Origin of the sequence: Microbispora sp. H11081 (genome assembly GCF_012999535.1) — a bacterium.
Lineage (GTDB): Bacteria > Actinomycetota > Actinomycetes > Streptosporangiales > Streptosporangiaceae > Microbispora.
Map to the genome: position 1 here is coordinate 444,488 of NZ_JABBWV010000002.1, position 22,746 is coordinate 467,233.

The following is a 22,746-nucleotide window of genomic DNA, read 5'->3' on the forward strand; positions in this document are numbered from 1 at the left end:
ATGTATGGCGTAAGTGCTGCTTTTTGCCGTTCTTTGTCGCTAGTGTTGCGCCGGACCTCTCACCCAAGGCGGTGTGCATGCGGCACTTCTTCGGGCTGCTCGTGGGCGTTGTCGTCGCGGCGGCTCTTCTCCTCGGTGGTGGATGGGCGTCACAGGAGGCGGTCCGGGGAGCGGCCCAGAGCGTCGACCCCGCCAACGACACCCGCATGCTGATCGCCCTCGGCGTGATGGCCGTCGCGGGGCTGCTGCTCGGGCTGGTGCTGGTCGGCAGGGTGTCCCCGCTGGCGGCGTTCGTCCCGTCGATGGCCCTGCTGGCCTGGACCGTGGTCTACGTGCTCGACGTGTCGCGCGCCGCGAGCCTCGTGCCCACCGGGCCGTCGGTGGAGGCCGAACTGCTGCAGGCCGGCCGCGGCATGCTCACGCTGCTGTCCACCGGCGTGTACGGCCTGCTCGGCGTCGCGTTGTTCCTCCCGGTGCTCATGCCGTCTCGCTGGGCAGGTCGCGAGCGGGAAGAGGAGCAGGATGAGGAGTACGAGGAGTCCCTCGGCTTCTGAGATACAGGTCGGCCACCACGTCCTCGATCGACGCCCGTCCCGGCGCCGTCGCGCGCAGGTCGTCCACCGTCCCGTCGAAGGCGAGCCGGCCGTGGTCGATCAGCAGCACCCGGCGGCACAGCCGCTCGACGTCGCCCAGGTCGTGGGTGGTCAGCAGCACGGTCGTGCCGCGTTCGGCGTTGAGCCGCCGCAGGAAGTCGCGCACCTCCGCCTTGCTGACGACGTCGAGCCCGATCGTCGGCTCGTCGAGCACCAGCACGGCGGGGTCGTGCAGCAGGGCGGCGGTGATGTCGCCCCGCATCCGCTGCCCGAGGCTGAGCTGGCGCACCGGCGTCCGCAGGAAGCCGCCCAGGTCGAGCAGGTCGGCCATCTCGTCCAGCCGCTCGCGGAACACCTTGCGATCTACTTTGTAAAGGAGCCGGACCAGTTCCAGGCTGTCCCGCAGCGGCAGGTCCCACCACAGCGTCGTCCGCTGGCCGAAGACCACGCCGATCCTGCGGGCGAGAGCCGTACGTCGCCGTGAGGGGTCGAGACCGGCCACGGTGACCCGGCCAGACGTGGGCGTGAGGATCCCGGTCAGCATCTTGATCGTGGTGGACTTGCCCGCGCCGTTCGGGCCGAGGCAGGCGGCGAACTCCCCGGCCGCGACGCGGAAGGACAGGTCCCGTACGGCGTGCACGACCTGGCGGCGGACCGTGAAGGTCCTGCCGACCCCGTCTGCCTCGATCACTGTTCAGCTCCCCGTCGATCGGTAGCGGCGGATCCCCGCCCGCCAGGCCAGCGCGGCGACGGCGGCCAGCGCGAGCGCGACGGCGGGGGACAGCAGGCCCGTCCAGGACGGCAGCCCGAGCGGGTCGGGCCGGCCGAGCACGTACAGGCCCGGCTGCCAGTTCACGAACGCCAGGGGCAGCACGAAGGTCAGCCCCCGGACGATGCGGGCGTCGTAGACGCTCAGCGGATACTGGTTGAGCATCGCCCCGCCGTAGGTGAACGCGTTGGCGACCTCGGGGGCGTCGGTGAGCAGGAACTGCAGCGCGCCGCCCAGCGTGAACAGCGCCGTGAAGATCACCGCCCCCGACGCCACCATGACGGGCACCATCCAGACGCGGCCGAGGGGGATCTCCAGCCGGGCCAGGGCCACGCCCAGCACCACGGCGGCCTGGGCGGCCCTGCCGATCCGGTGCGGGCTGAAGCGGTCGGCCGCCACCTGCGCGAAGGGCGAAGCCGGCCGGATCAGCATGACGTCGAGGGTGCCCGCCCTGATGTGCTGGCTGATCCTGTCGACGTTGCCGAACAGCAGGTCGGCGAGCGCGAAGGCCAGTTGCGACGCGCCGTACAGGAGCATGACCTCGGACAGGGCGAACCCGGCCAGGGTGTCGGTGTTCGCGAAGATCACCCAGATCACCGCGATGTCGAGGCCGCCGACGACGAAGGCGCCCAGCGTGACCAGCGTGAACGAGAGCCGGTACTGCGCCGCGGCCCGCGTCCAGGTCCAGGCGAGCAGCGCGTACGTCCTGATCACGTCCGCTCACCCACCCTGGATCACGACCTTCCTGCGGGCCGCGCCGGTCATGAGCGCGCCCAGGGCGATCAGCACGGCGGCCCACCCGGCCTGGAAGGCGAGGGCTCCGCCGGGCTCGGCCGTGCCGAGGTAGACGTCGGCCGGCACCTGCGCCATCGCCGACCACGGCAGCGCGCGGGCGAGGTCGCCGAACCACCCCGGGAAGATCGCCAGAGGCAGCATGAGCCCGCTGAAGAACGTGGTCAGCACCATCGACAGCGTCGCGAGGCCCCGGTCGTCCATGACCCAGCACGTCGCCAGCGCGACGATGTAGCGCCACCCGAAGCTCACGACCACGCCCAGGACGACGCTCGCGAGGAAGGCGGCCGGCGCGCGCGGGGCGGCGAGGCCGAACAGCAGCGCGCCCACGAGGGCCGGCGGGAGGCCGCGGACGGCGAACAGGTACGCCGCCCGGCCCAGGTCCTCCGACAGGCACCACGCCTGCAGGGGCGCGGGGCGGACCAGGTCGAGCGCCACGTCGCCGCTGCGGATGCGCTGGGGCAGGTCGAGGCCGCCGCCGAACAGTTGCATGGGCCCGATGAACGCCTGGGTGAGGAACGTGAAGGTCACCGCCGCCGCGACGTCGTACCCGCCGAGGCCCGGCCTCGCCTGCCACAGCGCGATCAGCACGTACGCGCGCAGCACCCCGAAGACGGTGTTCGTGAACGCCCCGGCCAGCGCGGCGGTCCAGTAGGTGGCGTGCCTGCGGAAGCCGTACCACGCCAGGAGCGGGTAAAGGGAGACGGCCGCGCCGTGGCCGGGGCTCATCGGCGGGCGGGGCGGCGCACGCGGCGCGGCTCCGTCCCGGTCACCGCCCGTACGCCGGTGTCCGCAGGGCCCCCGCCGCCTTTCTTATGGTCATTTATACGGATTCTTTGCGCAGCGTTTACCGGCACCGCGCCGAAATAGGGCTTGACAGGAGACGCCCAGGGCAGCGGAGCCGCCGAATGACCTCCGGCGGTGCTCCATGACCTGCAGACGTTACCTTCTCGTAACACGCCTGTAAGGGGAGTGAAACATCCCAGCAGGTAGAACGGTTGACCTAATGGGGAATGTCCCTTTTGGGAGGCTTGCATGGAGCATAAGCTGAATGTAGATGTTCGTCCGGAATATCCGGTCAGCTGGCAGGCCGCCGCGATCAACGGAGTCCTGCGGGGCACCATGAAGCCGATCTCCACCATTCTCGTGCGCAACACCGCCGGGATGGCCGTGGCCAGCCGCCTCATGTGCCTCGGCGAGCGGGTCCCCGGCATGCTCCCCAAGCACGTGTCCATCGTTCCAGACGGTGTCGGCTCGTGCACGGGAGAATGGGTGCACGGCGGGCCCGGCCTGGACGAGGGCAAGGTGGTGCTCTACTTCCACGGCGGCGCCTACTTCGTCTGCTCCCCGGCCACCCACCGGCCGATCACGTGGCGGCTGTCGGCCGCCACCCGCCGCCCCGTCTTCTCGCTCGACTACCGCCAGGGGCCGGTCCACTCCCTCGCGGAGTCGCTGACGGACGCGCTCCAGGCGTACGAGCGGCTGCTCGGCCTCGGGTACGACTCCCGGGACATCGTGCTGGCCGGGGACTCCGCCGGAGGCCACCTCACCCTGGCCACGCTGCTGTCCCTGCGCGACCGCGGCCTGCCACTCCCCGCCGCCGGGATCTGCCTGTCCCCGTGGGCCGACCTCAGCTCCAGCCGCCGCCGCGCCAACGTCTGGGCGGACCCCATGCTCCCCGCCGGCCGCGTCGACTGGCTCGCCCGCCGCTGGACCGACGGCCTCGACCCGCACGACCCCCTCGTGTCCCCCGTGTACGGCGACTACACCGGCATCCCCCCGCTGATGATCGTCACCGGCTCCACCGAGGTCCTGCGCGACGAGGCCCGCCACGTCGCCGTCAGCGCCAGGGAGAACGGCGTGCAGGTGACCTACGAGGAGTGGAACCGCATGCCGCACATCTTCCCCCTCCTCGCCGACGTCCTCCCCGAGGGCCGCCTCTTCTTCGAACATGTCGCGCGCTTCACCGACGCCGTCGACGTCCACCGGGCCACCCCGGGCGTCGAGGCCGCCTGACCCGATCCCCTTTCCGTCTTACCGCGTACGCCGTTAAGGGCGGGCTGTACGATGTCGACCCAGTAAAGGCCACTGCGCCCTGGCTCCCGGAAGGCCGTGAGGGCCGTTGGCGTGACCGAGGGGAGGGCTCGATGCCGCATCGCGGGTTGTCGGAGCGCGGCATCGCCGAGCGGGCGCTCGCCCTCGTCGACCACGAGGGCGTGGACGCGTTCAGCATGCGCAAGCTCGCCACCGCCTGCGGTTCCTCCGCGATGGCGCTCTACCACCACTACTCCGACAAGGACGCCGTGCTGGACGCCGTCACCCAGCTGCTCCTCGCCGAGGTCACGGTGCCCGGTGAGGACGCGAGCTGGAAGGACGCGCTGCGGATCATCATGCGCTCGATCCGCCGGGTCGGGCTGTCGCACCCCAAGGCCGCCCCGCTGATCGCCCGCTTCCCGCCGCGCACCCCCGATGCGCTGGCCGTCGCCGAGGCGGCGTTCCGCGCCTGCCGCCGTGGCGGCTTCTCCCCGGAGAAGACCGCCCGCGCCTACCGCGCCCTCGTCGCCTACTCCCTGGGCGCCTTCGACATCGAGCTCGGCGGCTACTCCATCGCCCCGCGGCTTCCGCTGGCCGCGGAGGAGCCGCAGACCCTCGGCACGGCTTCCTTCGGCCGCCACCTGCCCAACGTGGCGGAGATCTTCCCGATCCTGGGCGAGCAGGACGCCGAGGCGGAGTTCGAGTTCGGCCTGGAGCTGGTGCTCGCGGGCCTGGCGGCGGCGGAGCCGGCCGCCGGCTGAGCAGTGCCGCGGGCGGCTGGCCCGCGGCTCGCCGTCACGGGTGCCCGGCGCGCACCCGCATTCGCCCCGGGGCCCGGGCCTCCCGCACCCGCGCTCGGGTCCTTCCGTGGCTTCCACCCCCTCCCGCGTGGCACCAGGCAGAGACCGACCAGTAACATTCCGTGCGCCGTAAGGCTTCTCCTTAACGATGTACGTATGGCAGGTGTGAGGATCCCGCCTGCTCGGAAGATGGAGTTTCTCTTTTGTCTCCCCCCAGCACGACCCTGCTCACGACGGCCGCCCGCGCGGTGAACGCGACCAAGCTGTACGGGCAGGGCGACTCCGCCGTCCGCGCCCTCGACGGCGTCAGCGTGGAGTTCGCCCGGGGCGCCTTCACGGCCATCATGGGCCCCTCGGGGTCGGGCAAGTCGACCCTGCTGCACTGCCTCGCGGGACTGGACACGCTCACCTCGGGCGAGGTCTACATCGCCGACACCCCGATCTCCGGGATGTCCGACAACGACCTGACGCTGCTGCGGCGCGACCGGCTCGGATTCGTCTTCCAGACCTACAACCTGGTCCCCACGCTGACCGCCGCGGAGAACATCGAGCTGCCGCTGCGCCTGGCGGGCCGGCGCGCGGACCCGGCGTGGTTCGAGACCGTCGTCGGCGCGGTGGGGCTCGCGCGGCGCCTCCGGCACACGCCGGCGGAGCTGTCCGGCGGGCAGCAGCAACGGGTGGCCGCGGCCAGGGCGCTGATCACCCGGCCGGAGATCCTCTTCGCGGACGAGCCCACCGGAGCGCTGGACTCGCGCTCCGGCGCCGAACTGCTGGCCTTCCTGCGGCGTGCGGCCGACGAGTTCGGCCAGACCATCGTGATGGTGACCCACGACCCGCTCGCCGCCGCACGGGCGGACCGGGTGGTGTTCCTCGCCGACGGCCGCATCGTGGACGACATGATCCGGCCGGGCGCGGACGGCATCCTCGACGCGATGAAGAAGCTGGGTGGCTAGATGCTGCGCGTCGCACTCAAGGGCCTGGCCGCACGCAAGCTGAGGCTGGTGCTCACGGCGATCTCCATCGCCCTGGGCGTCTCGTTCGTCACCGGGACGTTCGTCCTCGGCGACACGATGACCGCCACCTTCGACAAGATGTACTCCGACCTTGGGCAGGGCACGGACGTCACCGTACGGGGCCGGCCCGCCTTCACCGACACCACGACCCTCGGGTCGGGCCGCGCCATGCCCGAGGCCGTGGTGGACACGGTCAGGAAGGTGCCCGGCGTCGCCGCGGCCGAGGGCGGCCTGACCGGCTACGCGCTCATGCTCGACAAGTCGGGCACGCCGATCCAGCCCGGTGGCGCTCCGACCCTCGGGGTCAGCTACGCCCAGGACAGAGGGCTCGCGGGCGCCATCGCTCCACGGGCCGGACGCGGGCCGTCCGGGCCTGGGGAGACGGCCATCGACGCGGCCACCGCCCGCAAGTACGGCTTCGCCCCGGGCGACCGCATCCGGATCGTGTTCGAGTCCGGCAAACCGGCCGAGTTCACCGTGGCCGGCGTCCTCGGGTTCGGCGACGCCGACAACCTCGCCGGAGCGACACTCGCCGCGTTCGACCTGCGGACCGCGCAGACGGTGCTCCGCATGGAGGGCAAGGTGGACGAGATCTCGGTCCGCGCGTCCGACGGGATCAGTCCCGACGAGCTGCGGACCAGGGTCGCGGCCGTACTGCCCGCCGACCTGGAGGCGGTGACAAGCGCGACCGTGGCCGGCGAGGCCAGCAAGGCGGTCCGCGACGGTCTCGGCTTCTTCACCACCGCTTTCCTCGGCTTCGCGGGCGTCTCGCTGCTCGTCGGCGCGTTCCTGATCTGGAACACCTTCTCGATCCTCGTGGCGCAGCGAGGGCGGGAGCACGCGCTGCTGCGCGCCATCGGCGCCCGCAGGCGGCAGTTGCTCGGCTCCGTGCTGACCGAGGCGGTGGCGATCGGCCTGCTGGCGTCGGCGCTCGGGCTCGGCCTGGGCCTGCTCGTCGCGGGCGCGCTGCGCGGCCTGCTCGCCTCGGTCGGGATCGACGTGCCGACCACGACGATCGAACTCCAGCCCCGCACGGTCGTCGCCGCGCTCGTGGTCGGGCTCGGCGTGACGCTGGCGGCGGCGCTCGTGCCGGCGTGGAAGGCCACGCGCATCCCGCCCATCGCGGCGCTGCGCGAGTCGGCGGCGCCCGCCAGGACGCTGCCGAAGGGCCGGATCATCGCGGGCGGCGTCCTGCTCGTGGCCGGCCTGCCCGCGCTCGCCTGGGCGGTGGCCGGCCCGTCCCGCGGCGGCGCCGCGGCGATCGGTTCGCTGGCCACCTTCCTCGGGCTCATCCTGCTGGCTCCCGCGCTGGTCCGTCCGCTCGTCGCCGTGCTCGGCGCGCCGGTCGCACGGCTCGGCATGGCCGGGGCCCTGGCCAGGCAGAACGCGGGACGGGCGCCACGCCGCACCGCGTCCACCGCCACCGCGCTCATGATCGGGCTCGCCGTCGTGGTGGCCATGACGGTGGTCGCGACCTCGATGAAGGCCTCGGTCGCCGACGTCATGGAACGTGCCAACCGGGCCGACCTCATCCTCAAGGCGAGCAGCCAGTTGGCGGCCGGGATCCCCGCGGACGCGGCGGACGAGCTGCGCGGGCTGCCCGAGGCCGGGGTCGTCTCGCCGATGCGGTACGGCCGGATCCAGGTCGCCGGGAAGACCACCTCGGTGGCGGCGGTGGACCCGCGTACGGCGGAGCAGGTGGCCGACATCGGGGTCAGCTCCGGTTCGCTGCCGAAGCTCGCCGACGGCGAGGTCATGGTGGCGGCGGACGAGGCGAAGACGCACGGCTGGCGGCTCGGCGACGAGGTGACGCTGCGGTTCCCGCAGACCGGGGACCAGGTGATGCGGCTGGCCGGCACCTACACCGACACGACGCTCCTCGGCGCCGGCTACCTGGTCACGCTCGCCGCCCACGAGGCGAACTTCAGCGGGCGGCTCGACGCCGTGGTCCTCGTCAGGGCGGCCGAGGGTGTCCCCGCGGACGACCTGAAGCGGTCGGTGCGCGCGGCGCTGGCCGGCTACCCGAACGTCGCGGTCCAGGACACCGACGAGTTCAACGCCGCCCAGAGCGCCACCGTCGACCAGCTGCTCGGGCTGGTCAACGTGCTGCTCGGCCTGGCCGTGCTCATCGCGCTGCTGGGCGTGGTGAACACCCTGGCGCTGTCGGTGCTCGAACGCACCAGGGAGCTCGGCCTGCTGCGCGCGGTCGGGATGACGCGGCGGCAGGTGCGCGCCTGCGTCCGCTGGGAGGCGGTGCTGGTGGCCGCGATCGGGTCCGTGCTGGGGACAGTGCTGGGGCTCGCTCTCGGCACGGCCGCGGCCCGGGCCCTGGCCGACGAGGGGATCACCGTGCTCCAGGTGCCGGTGGCGCTGCCGCTGGTGTACGCCGTGGCCGCCGCGGCCGCGGGCGTGCTCGCGGCCATCACCCCGGCGCGCAAGGCCGCGAAGGTGGACGTCCTGAGGGCCGTCGTCGCCGAGTGACGGCCGGGGCGTGACCCTTGGCTCGGGCCGGGAACCACGGTGGTTCCCGGCCCGAGTTAGTGGAGTTTGGAACTATTGAGGCATATGTGACCTGCGGTATCGCGGGTGGACCTTACCTTCTGGTGCCATTGGCCTTACCTCTCATGCCGCTTGGCGCTAGTTGAACACGTGGCGCGTTCCAACCGGCCACAGTTGCTGTGCGGCACTTCGAGAGAGGTAGCGTCCGTATGGCACGTGGCGGATCGGCCTTCCAGAACGGCATGCCTCCCGGTGTGCGCCCGCTGACCGTGGGCGACCCGGTCGTCGTCGGGCGCTACCTGCTGCTCGGCCGGCTGGGCAGCGGCGGCATGGGCGTGGTCTACCTGGCCGAGCATCCGGGCGGGGGATACGCCGCACTTAAGACGCCGCATCCGGTGCACCTGGGCGACCCGACGCTGCGGGCCAGGTTCGCCGAGGAGGTCGCGCTCTCCCGCCGCGTGGTGCCGTTCTGCACGGCCGCCGTCATCGAGGACGGCTTCGACGGCGATCGGCCCTACCTCGTCACCGAGTACGTCCCCGGGCCCGCGCTCTCCCAGGTCGTCGCCGCCCGGGGGCCGCTCACACCCGACCTCGCGTACGGCGTGGCACTCGGCACCGCCGCGGCGCTGGTGGCCACGCACGAGGCGGGGCTGGTCCACCGGGACCTCAAGCCAGGCAACGTGCTGCTGTCACCGCGCGGGCCCTTCGTCATCGACTTCGGCATAGCCCGCGACCTCGACGTCGCGATGGCGCACACCCAGGCCGGGCAGATCATGGGCAGCCCCGGGTGGGTGGCGCCCGAGCGGCTGCGGGGCGGGCACGCCATCCCCGCCTCGGACGTCTTCTCCTGGGGCTGCCTGGTCGCGTTCGCGGCGACCGGGCGGCATCCGTTCGGCGCCGGCGACCTCGATGTGCTCACGCGGCGCATCCTGGTCGAGGAGCCCAGGATCGACGCCGTGCCCAAGCCGCTGTGGGACGCCGTGGCGGTGGCGCTGCGGCGCGAGCCCGCCGAGCGCCCCGACGCGGCAAGGCTGCTGGCCTTCCTGCTCGCCGAGGGCGGGGTGCACGCGACCGCGGACCCCCGGCGCGCGGTCGCCGCCGTGCTCGACGAGATCTGGCAGCCGGTGCCCCATCCGTCGGGCGCCGCCCCCGGCCGGGCGGCCGTACGCGGGGCGCGCACCCGGGCCGCCGCGGCGCGGGCGACCGGGGCAGCCGCACCGGCGCGGGGAGCGGCTCAGGGAACGCCATCGGGTACGGCGGAGGGCGACGCGCAGGGCAGGGCGGCCCGGCGCAGGGCGGCGCGCTCGGGGGCGCAACTGTCCCACGCGGGCTTCGCGGCGCTCGCCACCGTGACGATCGCCGCGGTGACCGTGGTCGCGGCGGGCACCGGCGCGGCTCGCATGGAGAGCACGGCGGACCCGCCGCCCTCGCTGCGTGTGGTCGTCCCCGGTGAGGACGCGGCCATCCCGCCCGAGGACAAGATCGGCACCTCGCGGCCGCCGGTGGTGCCGATCGCGGACGCCGCCAGGCCCAGGGTGACCGTGACGGCCACCCGGACCATGCCGCCGCCGGGGCCGGCGACCCCGGAGAGCGCGCGGAGCACCACCGTGCCCACGCCGCCGTCTCCGGACGTGACCGTGCGCCCGCCGGTGGACGGGCACTGCGGCCCCGGGCGGGGGAGGGACTGCCGCCCCGGTCGGCCGGCCCCGACGGGACAGCCGGGAAAGCCCGGGAATCCGGGGAATCCCGGGCCACCGGGACAGCCAGGACATCCGGGGCAGGGCCATCCCCCCGTGCCGACGACGGGGGTTACCGCCGAGCCGCAGTGGGGAGACGGGGAGCCGCAGCCGTCCACCCCGGCCCCGCCCACGGTGAGCGAGTCGCCCGGGGTGATCACCACCCCGGCGCCGTCCATTCCCTGAAACGCGGTCGTGAGCGGTCGCGCCCATGGAGCATGCTGTCTGCTCATGAACGCGAAGGACGCAGCTCTCGAACTGGACGACGTGACCGTCCGCGTGGTCGGCAGGACCCTGGTGAGCGGGGCCCGCTGGCGGGTGGAGCACGGGCAGCACTGGGTGATCCTCGGCCCCAACGGCGCGGGGAAGACGACGATGCTCTCGGTCGCCGCGGCCGTACGCCATCCGAGTTCGGGGACGGCGACGGTGCTCGGGCGGCGGCTCGGCCAGGTCGACCTGCGGGAGCTGCGCAGGAGCATCGGCCTGGTGGCGGCGAGCCAGCGGCTCGTGGACGAGTCGCTGCTGGAGGAGGAGGGCGCCACCGCGCTGACCGTCGTGCTCACCGGGCACACCGCGACGAGCGCGCCGCTGTGGGACAGGTACGGCGACGAAGAGCGGGAACGCGCCCACCGGTTGCTGGCCGACCTCGGCTGCAAGGACCTCGCCGACCGGCGGTTCCAGGTGTGCTCGCAGGGGGAGCGGGCCCGGGTCCGGGTGGCCAGGGCGCTGATGGCGGACCCGGCGATCCTGCTGCTGGACGAGCCGTTCGCGGGTCTCGACCTGCCGGCGCGGGAGGATCTGATCGAGGCGCTTGAGGACCTGGCCCGCGCCCGCCCGGGGCTCACGACCGTGATGGTCACGCACCACCTGGAGGAGGTGCCCGCCACCACCACGCACGCGCTGCTGATGCGGGACACCCGCATCGTCACCGCGGGTCCCGTGGATGAGGTGCTCACCGGCGGGAACCTGTCGGACTGTTTCGGCCGGCGGCTGCGCATCGACTCGCTGGACGGCCGCTGGTACGCCCGCGCGCTGCGCGTCTGACCACGGCGCCGGGGGGTCGTGCCCGGCCGTACACGGCGGCCCCGCCGCCGATCCGTCAGATCCCCACGGGGGTGGCCTGCGGATCGGCGACGGGCGCCGCGGGCCCGTGCCGGGCCGCGCTCAGCGCGTCCCGGCGAACTGCGCCTCCTCCGTCGAGCCCTTCAGGGCCGTCGTGGAGGAGTCGGGCGAGATGGCCGTGCTGACCAGGTCGAAGTACCCGGTGCCGACCTCCCGCTGGTGCCGGGTGGCGGTGTAGCCGCGCCGCTCCGCGGCGAACTCGGCCTCCTGGAGGCCGACGTACGCGGTCATGCCCGCCTCGGCGTAGCCGCTGGCCAGGTCGAACATCGAGTAGTTCAGCGAGTGGAAGCCGGCCAGGGTGATGAACTGGAACTTGTACCCCATGTGGCCGAGTTCACGCTGGAACTTGGCGATCGTCGCGTCGTCGAGGTGCTTGCGCCAGTTGAACGACGGCGAGCAGTTGTAGGCGAGCATCTGCTCGGGGTGGCGCCGCTTGATCGCCTCGGCGAACTCGCGCGCCACGTCGAGGTCGGGCGTGGAGGTCTCCATCCACAGCAGGTCGGCGTACGGCGCGTAGGCGAGGCCCCTGGCGATGCAGGCGTCGACGCCGTTGCGGACCCGGTAGAAGCCCTCGGCGGTGCGGTCGCCGGTGCAGAATTCGCGATCGCGGGGGTCCACGTCGCTGGTCAGGAGCGTCGCGGCCTGGGCGTCGGTCCGCGCGATGACCAGTGAGGGCACGCCCGCCACGTCGGCCGCGAGGCGGGCCGCGTTCAGGGTCTTGATGTGCTGGCCGGTGGGGATCAGCACCTTGCCGCCGAGGTGGCCGCACTTCTTCTCCGAGGCGAGCTGGTCCTCCCAGTGCACGCCGGCGGCGCCGGCCGCGATCATGGCCTTCATCAGCTCGAACGCGTTGAGCACGCCGCCGAAGCCGGCCTCGGCGTCCGCCACGATGGGCGCCAGCCAGTGCGGCGCGTCCTCGTCGCCCTCCGCCCAGCTGATCTGGTCGGCCCGCAGCAGCGCGTTGTTGATCCGGCGGACCACGGCGGGGACCGAGTTGGCCGGGTAGAGGCTCTGGTCGGGGTAGGTGTGGCCGCTGAGGTTGGCGTCGGCCGCCACCTGCCAGCCCGACAGGTAGATGGCCTTGAGGCCCGCCTTCACCTGCTGGACCGCCTGGTTGCCGGTCAGCGCGCCGAGGGCGTGCGCGTAGTCCTCGTGGTGCAGGAGATCCCAGAGGCGCTCCGCGCCGAGCCGGGCCAGCGTGTGCTCCTCCTGCACCGACCCGCGCAACCGGACGACGTCCTCGGCCGTGTAGGTCCGCTCGACGGTGCTCCATCGTGGATTGGTGTCCCAGTCCTGCTGCAGCCGCTGAGCGGCTGCGGTGAGGCGATCCGACATCTCCGGTCACTCCCTTGTTGCGTACGTTGGCGTCACCTGGGGCTTGCTTCCGAGTTTGTGTCGATATCAAGACACCCACAAGCCGACGGCTACCGAAAGAATGACAAAATTTCCTTGAGATGCAAGACTGGGCGGTATTAGTCAGCGAAGAAACGCGAAGTTTTACGATTGGACTAGACCAATCGGGTGGCCTGGATCATGTGCCTCTGGAAGAACCACCGATTTTCCACATAGGATCGGGTTCATGACCTCCGTGCTGGGCGAAGAACCGCTGTCTTTGACGCAGGAGCTCGATCTGCTGGCCTTCGGCCAGCGGCTCAAGCACCTGCGCAAGCAGCGCGGTCTCACGCTCTCCGAGCTCGGCGACCGCGTCGGGCGGGCGCCCAGCCAGCTCTCACTGCTGGAGAACGGCAAGCGCGAGCCCAAGCTCTCGCTGCTGAAGTCGCTGGCCGCCGCGCTGAACGTGCCGGTGGAGGAGCTGCTGCGCAGGCAGGCGCCGAACCGGCGGGCCCAGCTGGAGATCGCCCTGGAGGAGGCCCAGCGCGACCCGCTCTACGCGGGGCTCGGCCTGAGCCGGCTGAAGGTCTCCGCGCGGGTGCCCAACGAGGTGCTTGAGCACATCCTCGGCCTGTTCGAGGAGCTCAAGGCCAGGGAGGCGAAGGGCACGGCCACGCCGGAGGAGGCGCGGGCGGCCAACGCCGAGCTGCGGCGCAGGCAGCGCGAGCTGGGCAACTACTTCGAGGAGATCGAGAAGGCCGCCGCCGTGGCGCTGACCGCCGTCGGCTACCGGGCCGGCGCGCTGTCGGAGAGCACCGTCCAGGCGCTGGTGTCGCACTTCGGGTTCACCGTCCACACCGCGCCCGACCTGCCGCGGTCGGCGCGTTCGGTGACCGACCTGCGCAACCGGCGCATCTACGTCAAACGCCAGCACCTGGGCATGCACACGCCGCGTACCGTGCTGCTGCAGACGCTCGGGCACATCGCGCTCCAGCACCACAAGCCGGGCGACTTCGCCGACTTCCTGCGGCAGCGGGTGGAGGCCAACTACTTCGCCGCGGCCGTTCTCGTGCCCGAGACGGCGGCCGTGCCGTACCTGCGGGAGGCCAAGCAGGACAAGGCGCTGTCGGTGGAGGACCTGCGCGACGTGTTCGCGGTGTCCTACGAGATGGCGGCGCACCGGTTCACCAACCTGGCCACCCGCCACCTCGACCTGGTGTGCCACTTCGTCCGCAACGACGCCGGCGGGATCATCTACAAGGCGTACGAGAACGACGGGATCGTCTTCCCCGCCGACGAGCAGGGCGCGATCGAGGGGCAGCGGCTGTGCCAGCAGTGGTCGGGCCGCCAGGTCTTCCACTCGCCGGACCGTTTCTCGCTGTACTACCAGTACTGCGACTCGCCCACCGGCACGTACTTCTGCGTCGCCCACGTGGACCCGTCGCAGGAGAAGGACTTCGCGATCACCCTGGGCGTGCCCTACCGCGAGTCGCGGTGGTTCCGGGGCCGCGAGACCACCCACCGCACCAGGTCGAACTGCCCGAACGGCGAGTGCTGCCGCCGCCCCCCGGCGGAGCTGGCGCAGCGCTGGGAGGGCTACGCCTGGCCGTCGGCGCGCACCAACTCCCACGTGCTGGCCGCGCTGCCGCCCGGGTCGTTCCCCGGTGTCGACGAGGCCGACGTGTACGCGTTCCTGGAGCGCCACGCCGCCGGCGGCTGAGCCGCTCGCGCTGGGAAGGGCTCGCACCGCTGGGAGGGGGCTCGCGCTGATCGCCTCGTCCGGCCGCCGCATAAGGTGATGCAGTGAAGCCGGCGGATGGGGGAGGACGGGCGTGCTGCCTGAGGTGGAGGTCTGGCTGAGGCGGCGCACCTCGTCGGCGGCCGACTGGCGGGCCCGCGCCCTGCTGTCCGCCAAGGGAGACATGACGATCTCGGTGGTGCTGCCCGCGAGGAACGAGGAGGAGACGGTCGGGGAGATCGTCTCCGCCGTGCGCCGCGACCTCGTCGAGGCCGTGCCGCTCGTGGACGAACTGGTCGTGATCGACTCCCGGTCGTCGGACGACACGGCGGCCCGGGCCTTACGCGCCGGGGCGAAGGTCTTCGCGCAGGACGAGATCCTGCCCGAACTGCACGACCCGCGCTGCGACGGCAAGGGCGAGGCGCTGTGGAAGTCCCTGGCGGTGACGACCGGTGACCTGGTGGTGTTCGTCGACGCCGACCTGCACGAGTTCCGGACGTCGTTCGTGACCGGCCTGCTCGGGCCGCTGCTGGCCGACCCCGCGGTCGGATACGTGAAGGCGTGCTACGACCGGCCCCTGCTCGGCGCGGCGGAGCCGAACGCCGGCGGCAGGGTCACCGAGCTGGTCGCCCGGCCGCTGCTCAACCTGCACTGGCCGCTGCTCGCCGGGTTCGTGCAGCCTCTCGCGGGTGAGTACGCCGGCCGCCGCACGGTGCTCGAACAGGTGCCGTTCGTCACCGGGTACGGCGTGGAGCTGGGGCTCCTCATCGACCTGCTGGACCTGGTGGGGCTCGACGCGTTCGCCCAGGTCGACCTGGGCCGCAGGGTCCACTCCCACCAGTCGACGGAGGCGCTCGGGGGGATGGCCGGGCAGATCATGCACACGGCCTGGACGCGGCTGGAGCGCCAGGACAAGATCGTTTCGTTGCAGGAGCCGTCCCCCCGGCTCGTCCAGTTCGTACGCGGCCCCGACGGGCACCTCCCGCTGGCGCGGCACGTCGGAGTGGCCGAGCGCCCACCGATGGCCACGGTCCCGCAGTACGCGTCCCGGTCGCGCTGACCGGCTTCCGTCACGGTGTTACCGTTGGTAACACCGAGGAGAGGAGCGGCGGAGATGACCTTCTGCCCCGAATTGAACGACGACGTCCGCGAGGTGCGGGACTGGGTGCACGAGTTCGCCAACGACGTCGTCCGCCCGGCGGGTGCGGAGTGGGACGAGCGCGAGGAGACGCCCTGGCCGGTCATCCAGGAAGCGGCCAAGATCGGGCTGTACTCGCTCGACTTCTTCGCGCAGCAGTGGTTCGACGAGTCGGGGCTCGGCCTGCCCGTGGCGTTCGAGGAGTTGTTCTGGGGGGACGCGGGCATCGGCCTGTCGATCGTGGGCACCGGCCTCGCCGCCGCCTCCATCGCCGCGAACGGCACCCCCGAGCAGATGGGGGAGTGGCTGCCCCAGATGTTCGGCACTCCCGACGACGTCAAGCTCGGGGCGTTCTGCTCCTCGGAACCCGACGCCGGCAGCGACGTGGGCGCGATCAGGACCCGGGCCGTCTACGACGAGGCCCGGGACGAGTGGGTGCTCAACGGCGTGAAGACCTGGGTCACCAACGGCGGCATCGCCAACGTCCACGTCGTCGTGGCCACGGTCGACCCGTCCTTAGGCACCCGGGGTCAGGCGTCCTTCGTGGTCCCGCCCGGCACCCCGGGCCTGTCCCAGGGGCAGAAGTTCAAGAAACACGGCATCCGCGCCTCCCACACCGCCGAGGTCGTCCTGGAGGACGTACGGGTGCCGGGCCGGTGCCTGGTGGGCGGCAAGGAGAAACTCGACGAGCGGCTCGCGCGGGTGCGCGCCGGCGAGCGGTCGGGCGAGCAGGCCGCGATGCGGACCTTCGAGACCACCCGCCCGCTCGTCGCCGCCATGGCCGTCGGCGTCGCCCGCGCGGCCTTCGAGTACGCCCGAGGCTACGCCCGCGAGCGCGAGCAGTTCGGCCGCAAGATCGGGGAGAACCAGGCCGTCGCCTTCCTGCTGGCCGACATGGCCACCCGCGTGGACGCCGCCCGCTTCATGACGTGGCGGGCCGCGTGGATGGCCCGCCACGGCAGGCGCTTCGAGCAGGCGGAGGGCTCGATGAGCAAGCTGGTCGCGAGCGAGACGGCCGTCTGGGTGACCGAGCAGGCGATCCAGATCCTCGGCGGGGCCGGCTACACCCGCGAGCACCCGGTCGAGCGCTTCCACCGCGATGCCAAGATCTTCACCATCTTCGAGGGCACCAGCGAGATCCAGCGTCTCATCATCGGCCGCGCCGTCACCGGCCTCCCCGTCCGCTGATCGGCCGGAAGACTTCGTTGAGGCGCATCTGGTCTTCCGCCGGCGGCTAGCCTTTCAGCCGCCGGCAGAGTCGCGCCCAACTGCCTACGCGGAGGAACGTCCGGGGTCATCCAGGCTGGCCGCACCGCGGCGGCGATCGGGGGTCATCCACGCCTTGCCCTCCGCCGCGACACCCTCGAGGACATGCAGAGTGTGGCGGAGTCCGGCCGCGTCCAGCGATACCTCGGAGACATCTTCCAGATCCTCGGACTGCTGGTGTTCCGCAAGCTCCGGCCCGATCATCTGAGCGGTGATCTTCTGGCCGTCCATCAGGGAGAGCTCGAAGGTGTGCGAGTTGTCGTCCGACTGCCGCACATGGACGGCCGTGACAGCCTCGAAGCGGTAGTTCAGCCGATTCCGATCATGGAATGTCCCGTCCGGGAAGTGAAGCCTGGCGTTGTACTGTCGTACCCCGTCGGCGGTGATGACGAAGATCTTCATGTCGTATTTCCGGTACCGCCAGGGTCCGCCCTGTATCCGCGCCCGGGTGGCGGAGCCACTCCGCGCCTCGATGAAGGCGTAAGCGACGACGTCGCTCATCTTGAGCCGGTAGTGCCGTAGTGCCTCGTTCAGCAGCACTTTGCGATCGCAGTCCAGCCAGGCGGCCATCTCCCCATCGTCGGGCTTGTTCGCGAGACGGCGCCTCCATCGAGCGTAGGCCGCCGCGCACTCGGCCGACAGCTTCTCGTAATCAGACCAGTCGGCGGCATACCGGCGGCGTTCGAAGGCGATCCGCAGCCAGGCGCGCCCGGCCATCCAGCCGGCCGCGATGGCCAGAACGACGAGCGTAATTCCGGTAGGCCCGCTGACCTGCACTGCGCTGCCGATCGCCCAAGCTCCTCCGGCAGAGAAAGCCATCGTGCCGAACACGGCTGTGACTATCGTGCGCGAGGGAGTGGCCAGTTCCTGACGGTAGCTCCACAGCGTGCCATCAGCCCATCGGTGCGCCACATCACAGGCCCGATGGCGGATCAGCCAGTTGATCGCCTCGACCTTGGTACCCCTGTCGCGATAGGCGTCCGCCACCTGATCCCGCATGCGTCTGCGGACGCCGGCTGTCCACATGAGCCACACCTCGCGGTCCATCCCGGTCGGCCCATACTTGGCGAGGTAGTACGCGAACCGATGCTCGATTCTCCGCGCGTAGCGATCAGGGGGCGTGTCGGTTCTGAGGCGTGGTGTCAGCGCGTACGCCTCGTCCAACGCATGGCGACGCCCGGAACGGAAGCGCCACTCCAGGCCGGCACGGGCGGCGAAACAACCGCCGACGATGCTCAGCAGGTAGGCGAGCAGAGCGGAGGCCCTGCCGCCCTGAACCAGCAGCAGGCCGATGTGCGCGGTCGCCGGGACGGACACCAGCGTGCCCGCCACCGCCTTCAGCCACGTCGGACCGGGAACCGTTGGCAGTTCGGGCCGCCGTACTTCGGGAGCGGCCGGTTCCGGTTCGAAGAACTTCCAGACCCGATCCTCGCGGCTGCCGGTTTTCTGCCGCGCGCAGGCGTCCCGAAGTGTGAGATGCCACATCTGGTCCTTGATCGACCCATCGAGGAACAGCTCCATGTGGCGCAAGATCATGATCCGCTCCGCCGGACGGAGATCGTCGAGCTCCGCTATCAGATGGCGGACGTCCGCGTCGGGTTTCTCCGCGGCGTCCAGCAGCCGGCGGATGGTTCGCACACCGTCCGCCCAGGAGTCGTCACCCGTCAGTGGGAGAAAGCGGTCGGAGTCGCGGAGGCGGGCCGCCTCCTGGGCGGACAGCTCCCGGCGGGTCCTACCGCTGACCATGGCGAGCGGCCAGTAGAAGCACACCCGATTCGTGATGTAGTCGGATGCGAGCGCCTCGTCGATGAGCCGCAGAGCTCGACCCGCCGCCCCACCCTCCAGGAAACGCACGCCGATCTCGAACTTCTTCTCTGGTGGTGAATCCGGGTCGACTGCGTAGTAGTAGACGTCGCCGTGCACGATGCCCTGCACCCCGACTTGAGCATCGTCGCTCGCGACGTTCGTGGTGTCCTGCGGCGGCGTCATGACAAGGCCTGCGCCAGAGCAATGATGGCCGCCAGCTCCGTTGCCAGCTCACCGACATCACCCACGAGCCCGCGGAGCTTCTTGAGGGCCAGGGTCAGCCTGCTCTTGCTCTGCGGGGCCTTCGAGCGCAGAGCCTCGTTCGCCACCGTGAGCTCCGCCTCCGCCGCTGCGTAGGTGTCCTCGTCCAGGCGGCCGTCCGCATACGTCCGTTCCAGCCGGGCGCGGAGCGCGGCGAGCGCCTGCTCCAGGTCAGCCGGGTCACCCGGGTCGGGTCCGAACCGGACGCCGCCGTGCACGACGCCCGCCTGCACGCCGACCCGGGCGTTGTCGCGTGCGATGTTGTACGTCGTCCCCTGCTCCGGCATGGTGGATCCCTTCGCCGCCGTCTTCGTCAGCCAGCCGCCGTCCCGGTCCTCGGCGGCGATCTCTTCCGCCAGCGCGGCCGCGAACGCCGCGGCGTTGGCCACGGCCCGCTGCTGCCACTTATCGCGGTCGGTCACCTCCTTGGTTCCGTCGGCCCGGTCGCTGATTCCCCTGACGACGACCACGGGCAGAGCCCCGTTCAGGTGGCCCGCCTGGGCCACTCCAGCGCCTTCCATCTCGATGGCGCAGGCGTCGTGATAGTTCTGGCGAATCCACTGCGCGTGCCCGGACACCCTGGAGTTCAGGACCACCTCACCGGCCGCGATCGGGCCGAAGTGCACGTGCGGGGCATGGCCGGGATCGGTGAGCCCACGCGTCCACGCGCCTGTGCGTCCGATGTGCCGCGCGATCTGGTCAGCGGAGTGCGAAGTCTCCCAACTGCGGGGACGGCTCTTGAGCCCGTCGTCCTCGCTCGTTCCCCCGTGATAGGCGTAGATACGGGTCGCCACCACGACATCCCCGAGGGCGATGTGGGAGTGCAGGGCACCCGCCACGCCCACGAAGAGCAGAGCAGCCGGGGCGAACTCGGCGATGGCCCGCTCGGCCAGCACGGCCGCTGACTGATTACCCGCGCCGACAAGGGTGAGTGCCAGCTGGCAGCGTCCACCACGGAGACGGCCGACCTCGAATCGAGTGCCGTGTTGATGACGACGCAGCTTCGGGTCGACCAGCATTTCCTGGACTGCCTGGTATTCCAAGTCCAGCGCAGTGAGAATCACGATCGGACGGTTGCTCACTCTTACTCCTTTGCGCTCGGTGACGCGGCGGGCCGGACCATCGGCGGATAGAGGACTGTGCATGGACCGGCTCGAAACAGCCGGGCCGGCCGGCCGGTAGTGGCTTTGCGGGCTGTACCTGCCGGGAGGATGAAACCCTCGGTCTTCTGAACCTTGCGATAGAAGTTCCTTGGGTCGAGCGAGATCCCCCAGACCGCCTCGTACACGTCTTGCAGATCGGTGATGGTGAACGTCGGTCCACAGAAGGCCGTGGCTAGGGAGGAGTGCTCAAGTTTGACGCGAGCGCGTTCTACGCCATCCGTGATGATGCGCCGGTGGTCGAAGGCGAGATCGAGGTCGCCGGAAAGCACCCGCTCGATAGGTTGCCATGCTGCGTCGGCTGCGTCCGTTCCCGCGATCGGCTCCGGAAGGCGGGGTGCGATGGCCAGGTACGCCACCGACACCACCCGGCCACGCGGGTCACGCCCCGGGTCTCCATAGACGCCCAGTTGCTCAAGGCTGAGGCTTTCGACGTCGAGATGGGCCTCCTCCGACAGCTCCCGATGGGCGGCGGCGATGATGTCCTCTTCGGCGTGCTGCAGGAATCCGCCGGGCAGTGCGAGGGCCCCCTTGTGCGGCTCGATACCGCGCTCGATGAGCAGCACATGCAGGCGCGACTGCCGCAAGGTCAGGATCACCAGGTCGACGGCGAGGAGAACGACAGGCGGCACCCAATGGTCCTCGGTCATGCGGCAGAGGCTAGCTTCTTGTCAATCTGACAGAAATAGCCGCGAGGTAAGACGTTCCAGTCCCGGGACAGGGCGGTCAGTGGGGTGGTTCGCCGGTGAGGAACTCGTTCAGGGCCGTGATGACGACATCGCGGGACTCCGGGCGTGCGAGGGCGGGCGGCTGGAGCGACGGGTATTTCGCGTAGCCGGCGGATTCGAGCTGGTGCGGGAGACGGTCCGAGCCCGGGAGGACGCTGAGCCTCTCGGCGAGTCGTGCCATGCGCTCTCGTGACGCGCCGTGGTTGCGGATGGCGCCGAAGTTGACGGCCAGGACGGACTTCACCGGGCCGGTGTAGATGCTCCACACGGAGGCGTTGTCCGAGCCGAGGTTGAACCAGGCGGTCACCGACGGATACTCGCCGTCGCCGAAGTAGTAGTCGTGGAAGGACGGATGGCTCTCCGCGTGGCGGTAGACGGCCAGCAGCGTCTCGCGCACGTCGGCGGGACAGTAGCGCTGGACGGCGTCGAGGAAGCCGGCCTCGTCCCACGTGCGCTTCACCCGGGGACCGGCCGCCTGTGCCGCATCGGCCGGCAGAGGGGCGCCTCGCGTCTCGCCCGGGCCGGCGGGGTCGGGGGCGGGAAGGGTGTCGCCGAGGGCGAGCTGGATCGCGATGGCCATCGTTTCGAGCCAGTCGATGGTCGTCTCCGCCTGGTCGGCGGTGATCGGAGTCTTCTGCCCGGGGCGCCCCGAGTCGTGGTCCGCGGTGTGGGCGATGTTGTTCCTGCGCCAGGCGATCTCTCGCAGCCTCGTACGGACGCCGTCCGCGGTGATCGGGTTGTTCGCGTCCTGATCGGTCAGGACGTCGGCGACCTTCACCCACAGGTTCACCCTGCTGACGTACGCGAACCCCTCCTTGATTTTGTCGGGGTTCTGGAAGGTCATGAAGGAGAAATGGCGCTCCAGGTGAGCGCGGAAGGTTTCCCCGAGGGATTCGTCCCCGTAGTGAATTCTCTCGAACAGCTCGACGGGGATGCTCAGGCTGTTGAACTTGGGGGGACGAGGCACTCGCGGATTCAAGGCCAGAGACAGGGCCCGGTCGACGATCTCGCGCGTGACCCAGTGGTCGAGAGCCGCCACGGCCTGGGTCCAGGCCGCGCGATAGAGGTCGGTGACGTCGAAGGAGCCGACTCCGAGCTGCTCCAGGCTGCGGCCGCCGTTGACGAGCTGCCGGGCGTACTCGATGTTCTGCTGGAACTGCTCGAACGCGGCCGGAGCGGCGTCGGAAGGAGCGGCGTCGGGCGGGGGCGGGAGCTCGGGGCCGTCCGACGTGGGCAGGACGACGCCGTCCCGGGCGAGCATCGCGCGGAAGCGGTCGGTGGTGACGTGCCGCCGCGGGTCGGCTCGGCCGGCGTGGTCGAAGGCCAGGCCCTCCTTTTCGAGCACCTCACGCGGGTCATCGGTGCGTTCCGGGTCCGCCCACCGGAACTGGCGGGAGACGCGCCCTCCCGACTGCAGGACGCGGTGAGCGCCGCCCTGGTCGGAGCTCTCCGCCATGAAGCCTCCGACCGACTGCGCCGACATGCCCACCAGGGCCGCGAGGTCGCCGTACGTGGTCCAGCGGCCCGGCTCGAGACGCTCCAGGGCCGCCAGGACGACGTTCCAGCGGGGGTCGCTGTAGACGCGGCCCTGCGGCGGCAGTCTCCTCGCCCGGTACTGGCTCGTCAGCTCGCGGTAGAGCTCGGTGCCCTCGAAGTCGTCGAGCGCGCGGACGCCCTGTTCGGTGATCGCCCAGCCGTTCCTCTTGGTCATCCAGCCGAGCGAGGCGGCTTCCCCCGTGCGGAAGCCCAGTTGCGCCCACCAGCGCGCCTGGCCATGCGCGTTGGACCCGAGCAACTCCGGAGGGATCGTCACTCTTCTCGCGACCTCCTCGCGAACCTCCTGTGGTGGCAGCGGCCGTCCGGCCTCACGCAGGAGTTCGAGCGCGGCGCGGAGAATGGGTGAGATCTCGTCGGCATAGGCCATGGGGGGATTTCCGCCTTTCGTCTGTCGCCTCCGGC

18 protein-coding genes are annotated in these 22,746 nt (G+C 71.2%); 10 read left to right on the plus strand and 8 right to left on the minus strand.

Features of this window, described 5'->3' with window-relative positions; translation table 11 throughout:
• Positions 1-77 precede the first annotated feature (77 nt).
• Complete coding sequence (locus tag HHX31_RS07110; RefSeq protein ID WP_169946272.1) at positions 78-554, plus strand: hypothetical protein; 477 nt, start codon at positions 78-80, stop codon at positions 552-554.
• Here HHX31_RS07110 and HHX31_RS07115 read toward each other — a convergent pair.
• From HHX31_RS07115 to HHX31_RS07125, 3 genes are read right to left on the minus strand one after another with little or no spacing between them, the layout of a single operon-like run.
• Positions 478-1,284: an ATP-binding cassette domain-containing protein gene (locus tag HHX31_RS07115; protein WP_169946274.1), complete on the minus strand. Its 807-nt coding sequence runs from the start codon at positions 1,282-1,284 to the stop codon at positions 478-480. The genes HHX31_RS07110 and HHX31_RS07115 overlap by 77 nt on opposite strands.
• A 3-nt stretch (positions 1,285-1,287) precedes the next feature.
• Positions 1,288-2,076 (minus strand): ABC transporter permease, encoded by a 789-nt coding sequence (locus HHX31_RS07120; protein ID WP_169946276.1) that lies wholly within the window; start codon positions 2,074-2,076, stop codon positions 1,288-1,290.
• Between the two features lie 6 nt (positions 2,077-2,082).
• On the minus strand, positions 2,083-2,883 hold the full coding sequence (locus tag HHX31_RS07125; RefSeq protein WP_169946278.1) for an ABC-2 family transporter protein: 801 nt from the start codon (positions 2,881-2,883) through the stop codon (positions 2,083-2,085).
• A gap of 306 nt (positions 2,884-3,189) precedes the next feature.
• On the opposite strand from HHX31_RS07125, the gene HHX31_RS07130 reads away from it, so the two are divergent.
• From HHX31_RS07130 to HHX31_RS07155, 6 genes are all read left to right on the plus strand, one after another.
• Entirely contained in the window at positions 3,190-4,170 is a 981-nt protein-coding gene (locus HHX31_RS07130; RefSeq protein WP_169946280.1) for an alpha/beta hydrolase, read from the plus strand.
• Positions 4,171-4,301: 131 nt separating this feature from the next.
• Positions 4,302-4,949, plus strand: a complete 648-nt coding sequence (locus HHX31_RS07135) for a TetR/AcrR family transcriptional regulator (RefSeq protein ID WP_169946282.1) — start codon at positions 4,302-4,304, stop codon at positions 4,947-4,949.
• A 242-nt stretch (positions 4,950-5,191) separates the two neighbouring features.
• Positions 5,192-5,941, plus strand: coding sequence for an ABC transporter ATP-binding protein (locus HHX31_RS07140; protein WP_169946284.1), 750 nt, complete (start codon positions 5,192-5,194; stop codon positions 5,939-5,941).
• Positions 5,942-8,482: an ABC transporter permease gene (locus HHX31_RS07145; protein WP_169946286.1), complete on the plus strand. Its 2,541-nt coding sequence runs from the start codon at positions 5,942-5,944 to the stop codon at positions 8,480-8,482. It abuts the gene before it with no gap.
• A gap of 227 nt (positions 8,483-8,709) precedes the next feature.
• Positions 8,710-10,422: a serine/threonine-protein kinase gene (locus HHX31_RS07150; RefSeq protein ID WP_169946288.1), complete on the plus strand. Its 1,713-nt coding sequence runs from the start codon at positions 8,710-8,712 to the stop codon at positions 10,420-10,422.
• Positions 10,423-10,467: 45 nt separating this feature from the next.
• Positions 10,468-11,280 (plus strand): ABC transporter ATP-binding protein, encoded by an 813-nt coding sequence (locus HHX31_RS07155; RefSeq protein ID WP_169946290.1) that lies wholly within the window; start codon positions 10,468-10,470, stop codon positions 11,278-11,280.
• A gap of 120 nt (positions 11,281-11,400) precedes the next feature.
• On the opposite strand, the gene aceA is transcribed toward HHX31_RS07155, so the two are convergent.
• The gene (gene aceA, locus HHX31_RS07160) at positions 11,401-12,693 is read right to left on the minus strand and encodes an isocitrate lyase (protein WP_169946292.1); all 1,293 of its coding nucleotides are present in this window, start codon (positions 12,691-12,693) and stop codon (positions 11,401-11,403) included.
• A gap of 244 nt (positions 12,694-12,937) precedes the next feature.
• Here aceA and HHX31_RS07165 point away from each other — a divergent pair, with 244 nt between their 5' ends.
• The 3 genes from HHX31_RS07165 (at position 12,938) to HHX31_RS07175 (ending at position 16,754) form a co-directional block, all read left to right on the plus strand.
• Complete coding sequence (locus HHX31_RS07165) at positions 12,938-14,410, plus strand: helix-turn-helix transcriptional regulator (RefSeq protein WP_249345682.1); 1,473 nt, start codon at positions 12,938-12,940, stop codon at positions 14,408-14,410.
• 112 nt (positions 14,411-14,522) lie between these two features.
• Complete coding sequence (locus tag HHX31_RS07170) at positions 14,523-15,488, plus strand: glucosyl-3-phosphoglycerate synthase (RefSeq protein ID WP_169946294.1); 966 nt, start codon at positions 14,523-14,525, stop codon at positions 15,486-15,488.
• Between the two features lie 54 nt (positions 15,489-15,542).
• On the plus strand, positions 15,543-16,754 hold the full coding sequence (locus HHX31_RS07175; protein WP_169946296.1) for an acyl-CoA dehydrogenase family protein: 1,212 nt from the start codon (positions 15,543-15,545) through the stop codon (positions 16,752-16,754).
• An 84-nt stretch (positions 16,755-16,838) separates the two neighbouring features.
• Here HHX31_RS07175 and HHX31_RS07180 read toward each other — a convergent pair whose 3' ends face one another.
• The 4 genes from HHX31_RS07180 to HHX31_RS07195 form a co-directional block, all read right to left on the minus strand.
• Positions 16,839-18,821, minus strand: a complete 1,983-nt coding sequence (locus HHX31_RS07180; protein ID WP_169946298.1) for a hypothetical protein — start codon at positions 18,819-18,821, stop codon at positions 16,839-16,841.
• On the minus strand, positions 18,818-19,981 hold the full coding sequence (locus HHX31_RS07185) for a 5'-methylthioadenosine/S-adenosylhomocysteine nucleosidase (protein ID WP_311931642.1): 1,164 nt from the start codon (positions 19,979-19,981) through the stop codon (positions 18,818-18,820). The genes HHX31_RS07180 and HHX31_RS07185 overlap by 4 nt, the downstream gene beginning before the upstream one ends.
• Positions 19,982-19,983: 2 nt before the next feature.
• On the minus strand, positions 19,984-20,709 hold the full coding sequence (locus HHX31_RS07190; RefSeq protein WP_169946302.1) for an NUDIX domain-containing protein: 726 nt from the start codon (positions 20,707-20,709) through the stop codon (positions 19,984-19,986).
• A gap of 76 nt (positions 20,710-20,785) precedes the next feature.
• Positions 20,786-22,711, minus strand: a complete 1,926-nt coding sequence (locus tag HHX31_RS07195; protein WP_169946304.1) for an MGMT family protein — start codon at positions 22,709-22,711, stop codon at positions 20,786-20,788.
• Positions 22,712-22,746: the final 35 nt, after the last annotated feature.